Annotated in this window: 12 protein-coding genes, 1 pseudogene and 1 riboswitch; of the genes and pseudogenes, 4 read left to right on the forward strand and 9 right to left on the reverse strand. The window is 47.2% G+C overall.

The window, feature by feature from the left end:
* Positions 1 to 12: 12 nt before the first annotated feature.
* Complete coding sequence (gene xseA / locus PG915_RS03890; protein WP_353497943.1) at positions 13 to 1,389, reverse strand: exodeoxyribonuclease VII large subunit; 1,377 nt, start codon at positions 1,387 to 1,389, stop codon at positions 13 to 15.
* A 208-nt stretch (positions 1,390 to 1,597) separates the two neighbouring features.
* Between xseA and guaB the strand changes: the two genes are divergently transcribed.
* Both guaB and guaA read left to right on the forward strand, forming a co-directional pair.
* Entirely contained in the window at positions 1,598 to 3,061 is a 1,464-nt protein-coding gene (gene guaB, locus PG915_RS03895) for an IMP dehydrogenase (RefSeq protein ID WP_353497944.1), read from the forward strand.
* Positions 3,062 to 3,213: 152 nt separating this feature from the next.
* Positions 3,214 to 4,767 carry a glutamine-hydrolyzing GMP synthase gene (guaA, locus tag PG915_RS03900; protein WP_353497945.1) on the forward strand — a complete coding sequence of 518 codons (1,554 nt, stop codon included), beginning with the start codon at positions 3,214 to 3,216 and terminating at the stop codon, positions 4,765 to 4,767.
* A 260-nt stretch (positions 4,768 to 5,027) separates the two neighbouring features.
* Here the strand turns inward: guaA and PG915_RS03905 are convergent, their stop codons facing one another.
* Positions 5,028 to 5,573, reverse strand: a complete 546-nt coding sequence (locus PG915_RS03905; RefSeq protein WP_353497946.1) for a hypothetical protein — start codon at positions 5,571 to 5,573, stop codon at positions 5,028 to 5,030.
* 280 nt (positions 5,574 to 5,853) lie between these two features.
* On the opposite strand from PG915_RS03905, the gene PG915_RS03910 reads away from it, so the two are divergent.
* Positions 5,854 to 6,447 carry an acetate uptake transporter gene (locus PG915_RS03910; RefSeq protein ID WP_112460970.1) on the forward strand — a complete coding sequence of 198 codons (594 nt, stop codon included), beginning with the start codon at positions 5,854 to 5,856 and terminating at the stop codon, positions 6,445 to 6,447.
* Between the two features lie 139 nt (positions 6,448 to 6,586).
* Here the strand turns inward: PG915_RS03910 and PG915_RS03915 are convergent, their stop codons facing one another.
* From PG915_RS03915 to thiD, 6 genes and pseudogenes are all read right to left on the reverse strand, one after another.
* The gene (locus PG915_RS03915; protein WP_353497947.1) at positions 6,587 to 8,134 is read right to left on the reverse strand and encodes an alanine/glycine:cation symporter family protein; all 1,548 of its coding nucleotides are present in this window, start codon (positions 8,132 to 8,134) and stop codon (positions 6,587 to 6,589) included.
* 330 nt (positions 8,135 to 8,464) lie between these two features.
* Positions 8,465 to 9,127, reverse strand: coding sequence for a thiaminase II (gene tenA, locus PG915_RS03920; RefSeq protein WP_353497948.1), 663 nt, complete (start codon positions 9,125 to 9,127; stop codon positions 8,465 to 8,467).
* An 8-nt stretch (positions 9,128 to 9,135) separates the two neighbouring features.
* On the reverse strand, positions 9,136 to 10,083 hold the full coding sequence (locus tag PG915_RS03925) for an ABC transporter substrate-binding protein (protein WP_418641727.1): 948 nt from the start codon (positions 10,081 to 10,083) through the stop codon (positions 9,136 to 9,138).
* A gap of 18 nt (positions 10,084 to 10,101) precedes the next feature.
* Positions 10,102 to 10,830: pseudogene (locus PG915_RS03930) on the reverse strand (ABC transporter permease); the annotation flags it as partial.
* Between the two features lie 65 nt (positions 10,831 to 10,895).
* Positions 10,896 to 11,663 (reverse strand): ABC transporter ATP-binding protein, encoded by a 768-nt coding sequence (locus PG915_RS03935; protein ID WP_353497950.1) that lies wholly within the window; start codon positions 11,661 to 11,663, stop codon positions 10,896 to 10,898.
* Between the two features lie 4 nt (positions 11,664 to 11,667).
* Positions 11,668 to 12,495 carry a bifunctional hydroxymethylpyrimidine kinase/phosphomethylpyrimidine kinase gene (thiD, locus tag PG915_RS03940; RefSeq protein WP_353497951.1) on the reverse strand — a complete coding sequence of 276 codons (828 nt, stop codon included), beginning with the start codon at positions 12,493 to 12,495 and terminating at the stop codon, positions 11,668 to 11,670.
* Between the two features lie 58 nt (positions 12,496 to 12,553).
* Positions 12,554 to 12,654, reverse strand: a riboswitch (TPP riboswitch).
* Positions 12,655 to 13,018: 364 nt separating this feature from the next.
* Here thiD and PG915_RS03945 point away from each other — a divergent pair.
* On the forward strand, positions 13,019 to 15,541 hold the full coding sequence (locus PG915_RS03945; protein ID WP_353497952.1) for a glycosyl hydrolase family 18 protein: 2,523 nt from the start codon (positions 13,019 to 13,021) through the stop codon (positions 15,539 to 15,541).
* 145 nt (positions 15,542 to 15,686) lie between these two features.
* On the opposite strand, the gene ribB is transcribed toward PG915_RS03945, so the two are convergent.
* Positions 15,687 to 16,349, reverse strand: a complete 663-nt coding sequence (ribB, locus tag PG915_RS03950; RefSeq protein ID WP_353497953.1) for a 3,4-dihydroxy-2-butanone-4-phosphate synthase — start codon at positions 16,347 to 16,349, stop codon at positions 15,687 to 15,689.
* Between the last annotated feature and the right edge of the window lie 123 nt (positions 16,350 to 16,472).

The raw sequence follows: 16,472 nt of genomic DNA on the forward strand, positions 1-16,472 counted from the left end.
AGTCTGGCCAGATTAGCCGTTATCCCGTGTACGAATAACCTGAGACTCGATAACACCGTTATCGAGTTTCGTCGTTATGGTACTACCGACTTCGACAGAGTGGGCATTGGTGATCACTTGGCCATTACCGTCCTGAGTAATCGAATAGCCGCGCTGTAGCGTCGCGAGTGGGCTGACGGTATCCAGTTTTCCTGCCGTTACAGCAAACTGATGCTTGGCGGTATCGAGCTGTTTTTGTATCGCTTGTTTAAGCCGCGTTTGTAACTGTGTTAATCGATTCGATTGTTTTTCTAATTGACGATCTGGAGAGAGTGCCATCAATCGATGCTGCTTGTTGTTAAGACGCAGAGCTTCTTGCGATAGGCGCTGTTTCATTGCTGCACTAAAACGGTATTCAAACTCATCAAGAAGTTGGCTCTGTCTTTGCAGCTGATGTTTTGGGTGATGACTGTTTAACGCTTGTGTCAGTTCAGAAAATTGCTGTTTTTGCTGAGCAAGGTAAATCTGCATAGTATTACGCAGCCTTTGCTCTCGACTCTTTAGTGACTCATGTTTGTGTGACGTGTCATTACTGACTAGCTCTGCTGCCGCGCTTGGGGTTGGTGCACGAACATCGGCAACATAATCGGCAATCGTGACATCAATTTCGTGCCCGACTGCACTAATAATGGGGATTTGACTTGCAGCGATGGTTCTCGCCACGATTTCGTGGTTGAAGCACCATAAATCTTCCAGTGAGCCACCACCTCGACCGACAATCAATACATCACACTCGTTACGACTGTTGGCGCGGCCAATAGCTTGAGCGATCTCAATCGCTGCCATATCACCTTGCACAGTTGTTGGGTAGATAACGACTGGGAGGGATGGATCGCGCCTTTTTAGTACATCAAGAATATCGAACAGTGCGGCACCAGTTTTAGAGGTGATGATACCTACGCGTTTAGGATGTGAAGGCAGAGGCTTTTTCAGTGACTGTGAGAATAATCCCTCAGCCGCCAGCGACATCTTCAGCTTCTCAAATTCTTGCTGCAGTCTGCCATCACCTTCCGGCTGCATCGACTCAATGATCAGTTGGTAGTCGCCACGTGGCTCATACAAAGAGAGACGTGCTTTCACCAAAACTTGATTGCCATTGGTAGGCTTAAAGGTGACACGACGATTGTTGCCACGGAACATAGCGCACTTAACTTGAGCGCGTGAGTCTTTTAGCGTGAGGTACCAGTGACCAGAGACAGGTGCAGAAAAGTTAGAGATTTCACCGACTAACCATACAATTCCCATTTCATTTTCTAGTAATAAACGTACTTCGGAATTCAGACGAGAAACCGTGTAAATGTTCTGATTAGGAGAAGTTGACTGAGAAGTAGATCGCGGGGATAGGGACACAGCTAATCTCAAAGGCGTGAGTATGGAAATTAGCGGCAATATAATACATATCAAGGGGGTAATTGCAAATAAAAAATAGAAAAATGTGTAGCCAAGCGATTTCGTCGGGCGTATAATCCCACCGCAATATCTAATCCAAATCACCTTATTATGCGAAACGATAAGGGCGGATTTTTTCTTTAAACTCCTCTATTGTGAGATATTGCAAATGCTAAGAATTGCCAAAGAAGCGCTGACGTTCGATGATGTACTACTCGTTCCAGCTCACTCCACCGTTCTCCCAAACACAGCTGATCTTCGCACTCGGCTGACCAAGAATATCACTCTGAATATTCCAATGATCTCTGCGTCTATGGACACAGTGACAGAAGCGCGTCTTGCGATCGCGCTAGCCCAAGAAGGTGGCATTGGCTTTATCCACAAGAACATGTCTATCGAGCAACAAGCTGAGCAGGTTCGTCTAGTTAAAATCTTTGAAGCAGGTGTGGTGACTAACCCAGTAACGGTTAGCCCAGACGCATCTATCGCTGATGTGGTTGCACTGACTGACAAGCATGGCTTTGCAGGTTTCCCTGTTGTTGCTGAAAACAACGAGCTTGTAGGCATCATCACCGGTCGTGATGTTCGCTTTGTTACTGACCTTTCTAAGAAAGTAGAAGCAGTAATGACGCCAAAAGAGCGCCTAGCCTCTGTTAAAGAAGGTGCTTCTCGTGAAGAAGTACAAGAAGAGATGCACCGTGCACGTGTTGAAAAAGTACTGGTTGTGAACGACGAGTTTCAACTAACCGGTATGATTACAGCAAAAGACTTCCACAAAGCAGAACGTAAGCCTAACGCATGTAAAGATGCGCAAGGTCGTCTCCGCGTTGGCGCTGCGGTTGGTGCTGGTGCTGGTAACGAAGAACGTGTTAAAGCGCTTGTTGAAGCAGGTGTTGACGTTCTACTTATCGACTCTTCACATGGTCACTCAGAAGGTGTTCTAAACCGTATCCGCGAAACTCGCGCAGCATACCCAGAGCTAGACATCATCGGCGGTAACGTTGCAACAGCTGCTGGTGCTAAAGCACTGATTGAAGCTGGCGTAAGCGCAGTTAAAGTGGGTATCGGGCCAGGCTCTATCTGTACAACTCGTATCGTAACCGGTGTTGGCGTTCCTCAAATCACGGCGATTTCAGACGCGGCAGCCGCTGCGGAAGAATATGGCATCCCAGTTATCGCTGATGGCGGTATCCGTTTCTCAGGTGATATCTGTAAAGCTATCGTAGCTGGCGCATCTTGTGTCATGGTTGGTTCAATGTTCGCTGGTACTGAAGAAGCACCAGGTGAAGTTATTCTTTACCAAGGCCGTTCATACAAAGCTTACCGCGGTATGGGTTCTCTTGGCGCAATGTCTCAAGGCTCTTCTGACCGTTACTTCCAATCTGACAATGCAGCAGACAAGCTAGTACCTGAAGGTATCGAAGGTCGTATCGCTTATAAAGGTCGCCTGAAAGAGATCGTTCACCAGCAAATGGGTGGTCTTCGTTCAAGCATGGGTCTAACTGGCTCTGCGACTATTGAAGACATGCGTACTAAAGCTGAATTCGTTCGCATCTCTGGTGCAGGTCTAAACGAATCTCACGTACACGATGTTCAAATCACCAAGGAAGCGCCTAACTACCGTTTGGGTTAATTAATCGTTTAGGTTAATTAACCACTTAGGTTAATAGCGATAACGTAGTGACATAAATCCTACGTAAACGTTTGCTTTTTTCCTTGAAGCAAAGATAAGAGGCGGGTAAACTCGCCTCCGTTTTCAACACTTAGCTGATAAGATTGCCCAAAATGACGAAAAATATTCATGACCAACGAATTCTGATCCTAGACTTCGGTTCTCAATATACACAACTAGTAGCACGTCGCGTTCGTGAGATCGGTGTTTACTGTGAACTATGGAGCTGGGACGTAGAAGAAGCGGATATTCGTGAATTCAACCCAGACGGTATCATCCTATCTGGTGATCCAGAAAGCGTTACGGAAGACAACTCTCCACGTGCTCCTCAGTACGTATTTGATTCAGGTGTGCCAGTTCTTGGTGTGTGCTATGGCATGCAGACCATGGCAGAGCAGCTTGGCGGTAAAGTAGCGGGCTCTGATGAGCGTGAATTTGGCTACGCACAAGTTAAAGTATCTGGTGACTCTGCAATCTTTAAAGATCTTGAAGAAACTCAAGATGTTTGGATGAGCCACGGCGATAAAGTTGTTGAAATCCCAGCAGACTTCGTAAAAGTTGGTGAGACGGATACTTGTCCGTACGCAGCAATGGCAAACGAAGAGAAGAAATACTACGGTGTTCAGTTCCACCCAGAAGTGACACACACTAAGCAAGGCCTGCAAATGCTAGAGAACTTCGTTCTTGGCGCTTGTGGCTGTGAGCGTCTGTGGACGCCTGGCTCTATCATTGAAGACGCGGTTGCTCGCATTAAAGAACAAGTAGGCGACGATGAAGTGATTCTTGGTCTATCTGGCGGTGTTGACTCATCAGTAGTAGCGATGCTTGTTCACCGTGCTATCGGTGACAAATTGACCTGTGTATTCGTAGACAATGGTCTTCTGCGTCTAAATGAAGGCGAGCAAGTGATGGATATGTTCGGCGACAAGTTCGGTCTGAACATCATCAAAGTAGACGCAGAAGAGCGTTTCCTTACTGCACTTGAAGGCAAGTCTGATCCAGAAGAAAAGCGCAAGACAATCGGTCATGTATTCGTAGACGTATTTGACGAAGAGTCGAAGAAGCTAGAGAACGCGAAGTGGCTAGCGCAGGGTACGATCTACCCAGATGTTATTGAATCTGCAGCGTCGAAAACTGGTAAAGCACACGTCATCAAGTCTCACCACAACGTGGGCGGTCTTCCTGATGATATGGAAATGGGTCTTGTTGAGCCGCTACGCGAGCTTTTCAAAGACGAAGTGCGTAAGATCGGTCTAGAACTAGGTCTTCCATACAACATGCTTTATCGTCACCCGTTCCCAGGTCCTGGTCTAGGTGTTCGTGTTCTTGGCGAGATCAAGAAAGAGTACTGTGATCTACTGCGCCGTGCTGACGCTATCTTCATTGAAGAGCTACACAATGCAGACCTTTACCACAAGGTATCTCAAGCGTTCACTGTATTCCTACCAGTACGTTCTGTAGGTGTAATGGGCGATGGCCGTAAGTACGACTGGGTTGTTTCTCTGCGTGCTGTTGAGACTATCGACTTCATGACAGCTCACTGGGCTCACCTACCATACGACTTCCTAGGTAAGGTTTCTAACCGTATCATCAACGAAGTAGGCGGTATCTCGCGCGTGGTTTACGACATCTCTGGTAAGCCACCTGCAACTATCGAGTGGGAATAATCCTCACTTCATTAGTTAATAGCGAATAGTAAAAAACGTCACGGGTTGGAACTCGTGACGTTTTTTTGTTTCTGTACAATACCTAAAACCTGAACTAATCGACATACTTGATAGTCATTTTGATGTTTTGGATGAACAGTAATAAACACACAGCCAGCAACACGCTAGAATCTAACCCACCAGTTTCACTTCGATAGCTCGCTAAACTTAGACCCACAAGCAAAAATAAGCTATCAAGAATAATATGTCTCCATTTAACTTTACTCAGCGCCATAGTCTCTAACCTTAGTTCGCAACTTTATCTCGTTGTTCACATCTGACTCTATGTGGCGATTCGCAGAATAAATAATAGATAGAACGATTACTGATAACTTTGTACTTTTGACTGAATTAAAGTCTTTGAATAAATCGAGTACCGACTTAGCCCCTGCGACTTGCAAGAAGTTTGAGACATACTTGTGTTTTGCAAGCATTGCTTCTAACTCTTTGGAGTTTAGAGACCACAGCCCCCATTGCTTTTGCACCAAAGTTGTCGTTGCGATTTCCCCTCTCAAACAATCAGCTAATCTCTGATTTGATAGTCCGGAAATTAGTTTGAGAACGTCAGATTTTCCTGAGCGTTCCATTCTAGGGTAAAGAAGGGTGGCTAGCAGTGCTTTGACTTCATATTCGTTTCCGTGAATTGAGCACCAGCCAGGGAGATTTAGAACTTTAGCCAAAAATCGTGAACGTTCCACCGGAGATGAGGGTAGTCTATAAGGAACCCAGTGATAACTGTTGATGCTGCTGATACTTAGTTGATCCATATGCATACTTGCTTATTGATAGAGAGTTGTGACTTTACCTAAAAATAATTATGTTGAGCCTACTTTGTTTTTTCAATGCGAATGGTCTGGCGGAATCCTGTAACTAACACACAACAGAATTACAGTTAGTACCACAAGGAAATAGGTGCAAGTTGAACGTGTGATATATGCAATTAGTAAAACTTAGATTGCAAATAATGGATCTGCTCAACATTGGTATTTTGAATTAAAATTTTCCTACAAACTTTGTAACTAATTTTGAATTTAAGGCTCTTTGACAATGTCTAACAAACTCGCTAACCCAGCGCCGCTTGGCCTTATGGGTTTTGGTATGACGACCATTCTACTTAACATCCACAACGCAGGTTTCTTTCCTATTGATTCGATGATCCTGGCTATGGGTATTTTCTATGGCGGTCTAAGCCAAGTGTTTGTAGGCATGATGTGCTTTAAACGTGGTGACACATTCGGCACCACAGCTTTCACTTCGTACGGTCTATTCTGGTTAACGCTGGTGGGTATTATTGTTATGCCTTACATGGGCCTTCCAGCAAGCCCTGCGAAATTTATGGGCTGGTATCTACTGCTCTGGGGTGTGTTTACTGGTTTCATGTTCATCGGCTCACTTTGCTACCCAGTGGCTAAGCAAGTGGTATTTGGTTCATTGACCATTCTATTCTTCTTGCTTGCTGCACGTGATTTCTTCGGCAGTGAACTGATCGGTACCATCGCTGGCTTTGAAGGCATTTTCTGTGGTGCGAGCGCGATTTACTTCGCAATGGCTCAAGTACTTAACAACGAGTACGGCCGCACTATTTTGCCTATCGGTGAGAAAAAAGCGCCAGTAGCTTCAGCACACGAAGTGGCAGCATAATTTAAGTTTCATTCATTCGGGAACAGTGAATGATAAAAGGGGTAGCTAAGCTACCCCTTTTTCCTTTCTCATGATTTATTGGCTACTTCAGTCATCCCTGCGTAGGCAGGGATCTACCCAAAGCGATCGCCAAATCTAATTATGACGTCTGCGTCTGAGTCGACCCAGAATCCGCCGCCTGAGCCGCTTCAGGCTTTTTACCTGTCTTACGCTCGTATCGACCTTCCCAGTAATCTGCGTTCTTGATACCAAGAGCAACTGGGTTAAACGTATACTCTTCAACGCCTTCTTTTTGCTGCTTCTCGTAATCTTTAAGTGCAACGATAGCTGGTTTCGCGATGAAGAAGATAATCAAGATACCAACAATGTTTAGCCACGCCATGAGACCTACGCCCACATCACCCATTGCCCAAGCCATATTCGCTGTCTTTACGGTTCCATAGAATACAGAGGTAATCAGAACCAGCTTCAATAGGAACATCAGACCGCTTACCTTAAAGGTACGACGAATGTAAGCAATGTTGGTTTCTGCAATGTAGTAGTACGCCAAGATAGTGGTAAAGGCGAAGAAGAACAGTGCGAATGCAATGAACAGTTTACCCACACCTGGCATAGTGCTTTCAATTGCTAGCTGAGTGAACGCAGGGCCATTAGCGCCAACCGTTTCCGCTAGGTTTTGAACGAGGAATGTGCTCTCAGGACCGTGTACATTGTATGCGCCGGTGATAAGAATCATAAACGCCGTTGCAGAACAAACCAGCAACGTATCGATGTAGATAGAGAAAGACTGAACCAAACCTTGCTGAGCTGGGTGATCAACGTTTGCCGCTGCCGCAGCGTGAGGACCGGTACCTTGACCTGCTTCGTTAGAGTAAACGCCACGCTTAACACCCCAACCAATCGCAGCACCAAAGCCTGCCATTGGTGTGAAGGCATCACCAAGAATCATCCCCACGATACGTGGTACTTCACCGATGTTCAGAAGAATGATGACAAAGGCGATGATGATGTACGCAAGCGCCATAAATGGAACAACGATCTGCGTGAAATGTGCAATACGCTTAACACCACCAAAAATGATGAAGGCTAGAATGATAGAGATAACAGCACCAGTGAAAATTTTGGCAAAACTGATGGTACCGATCGCTGTTTCAATCATTGCGCCTGTGCCAAAGGCAGTTTCTACGGCATTACCAATACTGTTTGATTGAACGCCTGGAAGAAGCACGCCACACGCAAAGATAGTCGCAATCGCGAAGATCCACGCGTACCACTTCTGACCCATGGCTTTTTCAATATAGTAAGCAGGACCACCACGGAACTCGCCCTGGTCTTCCTCTTTATAGATTTGTGCCAGTGTAGATTCGATGTAGGCGGTCGCAGCACCGAAGAAGGCCACCATCCACATCCAGAAAACTGCACCAGGCCCACCAAAACCGATAGCCGCTGCAACGCCCGCGATGTTACCTGTACCGACACGCCCAGACAGCGAAACGGCCAGTGCTTGGAACGATGAAATCCCTTTCTCTGAGCTCTTACCTGATAGCAGTAGGCGCCACATTTCGAAGAAATGACGGACTTGTACAAATCGAGTAAGAATGGAGTAGAAAAGGCCAGCACCAAGACATAAATAAATAAGAGCGGGACTCCAGATAATCCCATTTAAAAAATCAACTAAAGACTGCATAGTTCTTCCCTGTAAAGCTTGGGATGAGGTCGAAACTCAGCGACTCATGGTCTGATTGTTCGACATCATTTGTTGATGCTCATCCTTTATCAATCGTCCTTGCTTGCACGAAAAGCATGACAAAGGTAAGCGCGAAGTGTTTGAACCTAGCAAACACGAACCGACATCCTAACTAACTTTGTTGCTAATGTTAAACGTGGTTGTAAATATTGTGTTAACGCGTGACTTTGGGCACAAAATCCGAAGTGGGGCTTGTGGATGTGATTTTTGTTTGTTAAGTGACCAGTAGAGAGATGAAAAAATGCCGACTCTAGGGTCGGCATTGAGGGTTTATTTTGTATCAAGACCTTGCTGCCAAAAGGCAATTTCCATTCTTGTTGCTGTTTTAAACACTTGTATGAGTTCGCGACCTCTTTGGCTATCTAGCTCAATCTCTTTGAGTAGTTTGTCTAAACGTTCAATACTCACCTGTACCCCTGATTGAAAATCTTCACCAGCATAAAGCTCAATCCAGCTGCGATAGGGGTTGCCTTCCAATACCGTGGTTGGTGACTCAATCAAGGCTTTACCGATGACGGCATAACCAATTGCGCAAGGGGCGAGCGCTGCATAAAGATCGACAAGCTCACCTGTCATACCCGCATCGAGTACATAACGGGTATAAGCTACGGTACCAAAGTCTTCGGTTTCAGCTTCCATGTCGGCTTCGGTGATGCCCCATTGACTGCAATAGGCGACGTGATGCCCAATCTCAGACTCAAGAAGCGCCGCAACGCTCGGCACAGCTTCCCGCATTTGCGTCAGAGTTTTCGCCTTATAGATAGCCAACGCGTAAGCACGGGCATATTGTTTTAGAAACAGAAAGTCTTGCTTGAGGTAATGCAAGTAGGCTTTCTGCTCAAGTTGACCAGTTGCTAGCTGCTGTACAAATTCATGCTCGGTATAGCCTTGCCATTCGACGCGGCAAGCATTGATAAGATCTTGGTGGTTCATAGTTGCTCCTAAAGCACCGGTACCATTGTTTGGGCAGTCGGCTTGTTAGAGATGATCTTGTGTTGGTACATAAACTCAGTGAACGCATCGTACTTGACGGCATCAATCGCTGATGGACGCAGTGCAAATCGAGTGAGTGTATCGCGCCATGCACGTTTATTAAGTTCGTTGTTGAGTGTGTCTGGCGCGTAAGCGACAAACTCGTTCCAAGAGTCCTGAGGGTGGTTAACGATGTAAGTGGTGGCTTTTTCAATCGCACGGTTAAACTTGGCAATCGCTTCTTTGTCATAGCTGTTTGCATTCGCGACAAATACCAACTCTTCATAGGTTGGAACGCCATGCTCTTCTGGGAAGAAGGCTTTTGGTTTGAAACCTTCCAGCTCTAGCTGATTAGTTTCGAAGTTTCGAAGACCGCCCCAAATCGCATCCACTTTGCCCGATGCCAATGATGACGACAGTGCCCAGCCCACATTGATGATCTGAACATCTTTATACTCGACCCCCTCAGTCTTTAGCATTGTGCCAATGGTTGCTTCCTCATTACCTGCGATAGCAATACCAATTTTTTTACCTTTGAGGTCAGCGAGAGAGTTAATCTTGCCGTTATCCAACACCATCATAGTGTTGAGCGGTGTGGCGATGAGTGTCGCGCTGCGAATAAGTGGCAGTCCGGCAGCAACGTCAATGGTTAGGCTGGTTTGGTAAGAGACCGCCATATCCACTTTGCCCGCAGCAACGAGTTTGGCTGGTGTGCTCGGATCCGCAGGCTCTTGGATGTTGACCTTAAGGCCTTGTTCCTCAAAGTAGCCGCGCTCTTTCGCAATCACAATTGGGCCATGGTTTGGGTTGACGAACCAGTCGAGCATCAGCGTGATAGACTTATCGGCTGCGTTGGCCGCGAATGTGGTCATGGCAGTGAGCAGTGCAGCCATAGCCTTCTTGGAGGTGAATGTCATGTGTTTTCCTTTTTGACTTTAGTTATTTTCCCACGGGATCAGACGCTTGAGCGCCCAGTCGGTAATAAAATAGAGAGAGACGGACACCGCCGCCAAAATGAACAGCGCAGCAAACATTTCATCAATGAGCATGCGAGCATTAGTTTGTAGCATGAGGTAGCCAAGCCCCTCGCTTGACCCCACCCACTCACCGGCAACCGCGCCAATAGGTGCAACCACAACGGCAACGCGAATGCCTGATGCAAGTACTGGCAAAGAAGCGGGGAGGCGAATATGCCAAAGCTGTCGCCAACGGTTTGCCCCCATCGTCTGCGAAAGATCTAGGTAACCAACGGGGGTATTTCTCAAGCCGTCATAACAGCAGGTGGTGACCGGAAAGAAAATGATCAGCGCCGCCATGACGACTTTAGAGGCAATTCCGTAACCCAACCAAAGCATCAAAATCGGTGCTAAGGCGAATACTGGGATGGCTTGGCTGGTGATAAGAATGGGGAGTAGCCAGCGCTTTACCGGCTGAAAAAGCAGCATTTGCAGGGCAAAGAATAGCCCCATTGAGAGACCAAGCAGAAGACCCAACAAGATTTCCTGGCTGGTCACCCAGGTATGCTTTAACAACACGTCATAGCGTTCTATGAGCTTAATAAACACAGCTTCTGGAGCGGGCAGGATGAAGCTTGGCATCTCAAAAACAACGACTATGCCCTTCCAGAGTGCCAAGATGATCACCAAGCTTATAAGTACCCGCATCATGGCACTTAAACCCTGCTTTGAGGCTTGTTTGTGGCTTCGATTAGCAATATCAGCGAGTGGCGTCATTTTAAGCCTCCCGATGTTGATTCTGTATGCGTTTTCGCTAGGTGTTCGAGTATGGACTGCTGAATCTTGGCAAACTCACCATCAATACATCGAGGGATGGCTTGTTTCGGAGGGATAATGCTATGCAGTCTGGCCGGTGCGCCGTTCATCACCAATATTTGCTCGCCTAACCGCAGCGCTTCTTGCGGATCGTGGGTGATAAGTAAAACGGTTTTGTCTTTGAGTAGAGTCGCGGCAAGCTGTTGCAACTTATGGCGTGTCACTGCATCAAGCGCGGAAAAAGGTTCATCCATCAATACCACGGGTTTGTCTTGCATTAGAGTACGAGCCAATGCAACACGCTGGCGCTGACCTCCGGATAACTCCGCAGGCCTTGCTGCTGCTTTCTTTGCAAGACCCACTTGCTCAAGCAGTAATAGCGCCTTTTGGCGTGTCACGTCATCGACTTTTTTGCCATTGAGCCTAGAGGCAAGGCACACATTATCGATCACGCTGAGCCAAGGCAACAGGAGATCTTGCTGCGCCATATAGGCGACTTGCCCAGAAAGTTCGGTCAAATTGGGTGTAAACACTGAGGCACGAAAATCGACTTTCTCGCTCAGTATTCCAGCTAAGTAGCGCAGTAGTGTCGATTTCCCGCAACCACTTGGACCGAGTATAGCGGTCCAAGTGGCGGCACTAAACTCAACGTTGAGTTCAGAGAATATCGGCGTTTCATCCCCTATATAGGTTAGGGTCGCGCCCAGTATGCGAATAGGCGTCATCGCATTAAGCGTCTTTATTCAGCGCGTAAAAGTGGTGAACGGGGCCGTGACCTTTACCAATGTCGAGTTCATCAGCGTGCGTTATCGCTTGAGTAATATAGGCCTTACCATGCTTAACGGCTTCGCTAAGCCCATGACCTTGAGCAAGAAAAGACGCGATAGCTGAGCTTAATGTGCAGCCAGTACCGTGGGTATTTTTAGTGGCAATTCGCTTGGTCTCGAAATGCTCAACATTCTCCGCAGTGATAAGTAGATCGTTGCTACTTTGCTCCGATTCTAAGTGTCCACCTTTAAGCAAGATGGCTGGTGTCTCTAAGTTACGCAAGGAATCTATCAATGCTTCCATTTGTTGCTGTGATTGAGGGACGTCAGTGCCCAGTAGAGCGGCGCCTTCCGGGAGGTTTGGCGTGATAACGGTCGCTAGCGGCAGTAGCTCCGACTTTAATGCATCAATGGCAGAACTCTCGAGTAGCAAATCGCCGCTGGTCGCGACCATAACTGGGTCTAGAACCACAAACTTAGGCTGGTACTCGCGAAGCTTTTCTGCCACGGCACCGATAATATTGGTGTCAGCAAGCATGCCGATTTTGACTGCGACAACATTGAGATCGGTGAACACGGCGTCAAGTTGCGCTTTTACAAATTCAGGGTCGATACCCAAAATACCAGTCACGCCTTGTGTATTTTGTGCCGTAAGCGCGGTAATAACAGAGCAAGCGTAAGCGCCCGTCGCTGAAATAGCTTTGATGTCTGCTTGAATGCCTGCGCCGCCGCCGGAATCGGAACCTGCGATGGTTAAGACAATTGGAGTGTTTTGAGATGTTGTCGCCATAAATGCTCCTTACTTGCGAAAGAGATCCATAGCGATTTGAAAGACACTGGTTGTAGCATCTTTGCTTTCTATAGTTCCCTACGCCAGTACTAACTGAATCAGGTTCAACGGGTCTCACCACATGGTGATCTCAGCAAAAATGCCCCCCGACTAATAAGGATGTCATTGTCATATAAGCGCAGCGATTTTTCCAGTCTTAACGAATAACAGCGCATTATTTGTGTCTCAGAACAACTTTCATTGCCTGGATGAATGCATGTGCCTGGTTGGATGTCTCTGTTGAATCTCTTTAGTGTTAATCACTTATGTGATGATCGAATTAAGAGAAAAATTCTGGGTACAGGATTGGATACTGAATGAAACTGCGTGAGACGAGTCAGTTAATTTTGAGTGGTGACTCGAAGTGAAATTTATTTTTGCGCAAAAAATAAACGCACCCGCCTATTAATAAATACCGATGTTCACACTTTGTTAACGTGTGTGAGCAGAGATACTTTTCGTCTTTCAAGGAAAGAGAATGACAATGAAAAAATTATTATTAGGCTTATCTGCTGTTGCGTTGGCAGTAAGTCAAGGCGCTGTTGCTGCTCCTGCAACACCGTCTATCGACGTCTATGGCTCAAACAATCTTCAGTTTTCTAAAATCCAGCTCGCGATGGAAACCACCTCTGGTTATAACCAGATGGTGCAGTACAAAGATGCCGCAGACATTAGCATCCAGTTCAACCAATGGAGTGGAACAACTGGCGATACATACAATATATATTTCGATGGTGTGCAAGTCGCGACCGGTTCTATCTCGGGCAGTCAAACACTGGCTAAGTTTAACTATGCACAAGGTGGTCGCTATCAAGTCGAGGTTGAAGCGTGTGATGCGACGGGTTGTTCACGCAGTGCACCTGCTGAACTTATTGTCGCGGATACAGATGGCGCACATCTACCACCGCTGACAATGAATGTGGATCCGAACAACAAAACGTTCAATACCGATCCAAATACCGTAGTCGGTACTTACTTTGTAGAGTGGGGCATCTATGGACGCAAGTTCACAGTCGACAATATCCCAGTCGATAACCTCACGCATATTATTTATGGCTTCATTCCAATTTGTGGGTCAAACGAATCGGTGAAATCCGTTGGTGGTAATAGCTTTAATGCACTAAAAACCGCTTGTCAGGGAATGCCTGATTACGAAGTCGTGATTCATGACCCTTGGGCTGCATACCAAAAAAGTTTCCCACAGGCAGGACATGAGTACAGCTCTCCAATTAAGGGGAACTATGCCATGATGATGGCGCTTAAACAGCGCAACCCGGATCTAAAAATCCTTCCTTCTATCGGTGGCTGGACCCTTTCTGACCCTTTCTACAGCTTTACTGATAAGGCCAATCGTGATGTCTTCGTTGCATCGGTGAAGCGCTTCCTACAAACGTGGAAGTTTTATGATGGTGTCGACATTGATTGGGAATACCCAGGTGGTCAAGGTGCCGCACCTGATCTTGGCGATCCATTGCGTGATGGCGATGCTTATGCAGCTTTGATGCAAGAGCTACGTATGATGCTTGACGAGTTGTCAGCGGAAACTGGGCGTACTTATGAACTGACATCGGCAGTGGGTGTGGGCTACGACAAAATTGAAGACGTGAACTACGCTGACGCGGTTCCACATATGGACTACATCTTCGCGATGACTTACGACTTCTACGGTGGTTGGAACAACGTACCTGGTCACCAAGCTGCGCTTTATTGCGGTAACTTTATGCGCCCTGGCCAGTGTGATGGCAATGGCGTAGATGCGGATGGCGTACCATACAAAGGCCCAGCTTACACAACCGACAACGGTATCCAATTGCTGCTTGCGAAAGGCGTACCAGCCAACAAACTGGTCGTCGGTGCTGCTATGTACGGTCGTGGCTGGGAGGGTGTCATGCCTGAGACTTTGACAGACTCAACCGATCCAATGACAGGTGTTGCAACAGGTAAGCTAAAAGGCTCGACGACACAAGGCGTGTGGGAAGATGGCGTAATTGACTATAAAGGTCTGAAAACGTACATGATTGGTTCAAACAATACTGGCGTTAATGGTTTTGAATATGGTTATGACGAGCTTGCTGAAGCGCCTTATGTTTGGAATCGCACGACAGGTGAGTTGGTAACCTTTGATGACCCTCGTTCAGTGATTGCCAAAGGTCAGTACGTTCGTGCACAAGGCTTTGCAGGTCTGTTCTCGTGGGAAATCGATGCTGACAATGGGGATATCCTCAATGCGATGCACGAAGGCCTAGCGGGCGGGACTCCGGTGAACCGTGCGCCAACAGCCAATGCTGGTGGCAATCAAACCGTAGTAGGACCTGCTACCGCAATCTTAGATGGTTCTGGTTCTCGTGATAGTGATGGTTCGATTGTCAGCTACGCTTGGTCGCAACCAGCGGGTCAGTCTCTCGCAGTGACTGGCGCGAATGCCGCTCAGTTAAGCGTGGATGTGGCAGAAGTGACGGTTAGCGAGCAATACAGCTTTACACTGACAGTGACCGATAACGAAGGTGCCACGGACAGTGCCACAGTTACGTTAACGGTTAATCCTACAAGCACTACACCAGTAAACACTGCGCCAGTGGCAGCTATTGCAGGCCCTACAATGGCAAATGCCAATGACGTTGTGACACTGGACGCATCAGGCTCGACTGATAAAGAAAATGATCCATTGACGTTTACTTGGGAGACGCCAGCTGGATTGGCTGTAGTCACCAATGGTGCACAAGTGAGCTTCACAGCTCCAAGTGTTAATGTCGATACCAACTATGTGCTAACGGTTGTTGTAAGTGACGGTTCTCTTACATCAAGTCAGTCACAGACTGTGACGGTTAAAGCCGATACTGTCGGGGCAACATGCGCAGCTCCTTGGGATGCAACAGCTGTTTACACTGGTGGACAAGAAGTGACGTACCAAGGTCATGTGTATTCTGCTAAGTGGTGGACGCAAGGTGATGAGCCAAGCAAATCAGGTGAATGGGGTGTGTGGAAAGATCTAGGTCCATGCCAGTAACTCGATGTTGTTAAGCCATCATAGCTCGCAAAAGGGTGTGCTGGGTTGTATGACACCTCTCCAATGCACCTAGCGAGTTGTGATGGCGCCATAGTAAAACAGCCGCTCAGTAATGAGCGGCTGTTTCTATTTTAAGTCTGCGTAGTTATGCTGACTTTTCACTCGCTGCCAGGCGATACTGAACCATGTCTTCTATCGTCAGTACGGGCATATTATGAAGCTTGCCGAAGGCAACGATTTCTGGTGCTTTCGCCATAGTGCCGTCTGGGTTGGTTACTTCACACAGGACGCCAAATGGAGATAGTCCCGCCATTTGCATAAGATCAATGGTGCCTTCAGTGTGGCCACGACGAGTCAGCACGCCACCTTGTTTCGCTCGAAGCGGGAAAACGTGACCTGGACGCGCTAGATCTTCCGGGCGAGCACCAGGCTGGCAAGCGGTTTTAATGGTTGTGACGCGATCAGCTGCAGACACGCCAGTTGTCACGCCGACTTTTGCTTCAATAGAGACAGTAAAAGCGGTTTGGTTAGCGCTGTTGTTGTTTTCGACCATAGGTGGCAAATCGAGCTGTTTGGCTTGCTCATTAGTCACGCATAGGCAAACAATGCCGCTACACTCACGGATCATCAGTGCCATCTGCTGGTTAGTGAGATGATCAACGGAATAGATGATATCGCCTTCGTTTTCACGATCTTCGTCATCGAGTAGCAATACGCCACGGCCTTCGCGAAGCGCTTGTAGCGCAAGTTCAACACGCTCTAAAGGTGTGCCAAAGTCGGCAAGAAGTGAAGTTTGGTTCTGATTCATGGTAATACTCCTAACTTTAAGTACCAGAATCAGGGCATAGATATGGGGACGCACCATCATCATTACTGACGTGGTTTATCCAAAGATAGAGCTAAAGCGATACGACAGTCATACCGCTAAAAA

This window comes from Vibrio sp. CB1-14, from assembly GCF_040412085.2.
GTDB classification, from domain to species: Bacteria; Pseudomonadota; Gammaproteobacteria; order Enterobacterales; family Vibrionaceae; genus Vibrio; species Vibrio chaetopteri.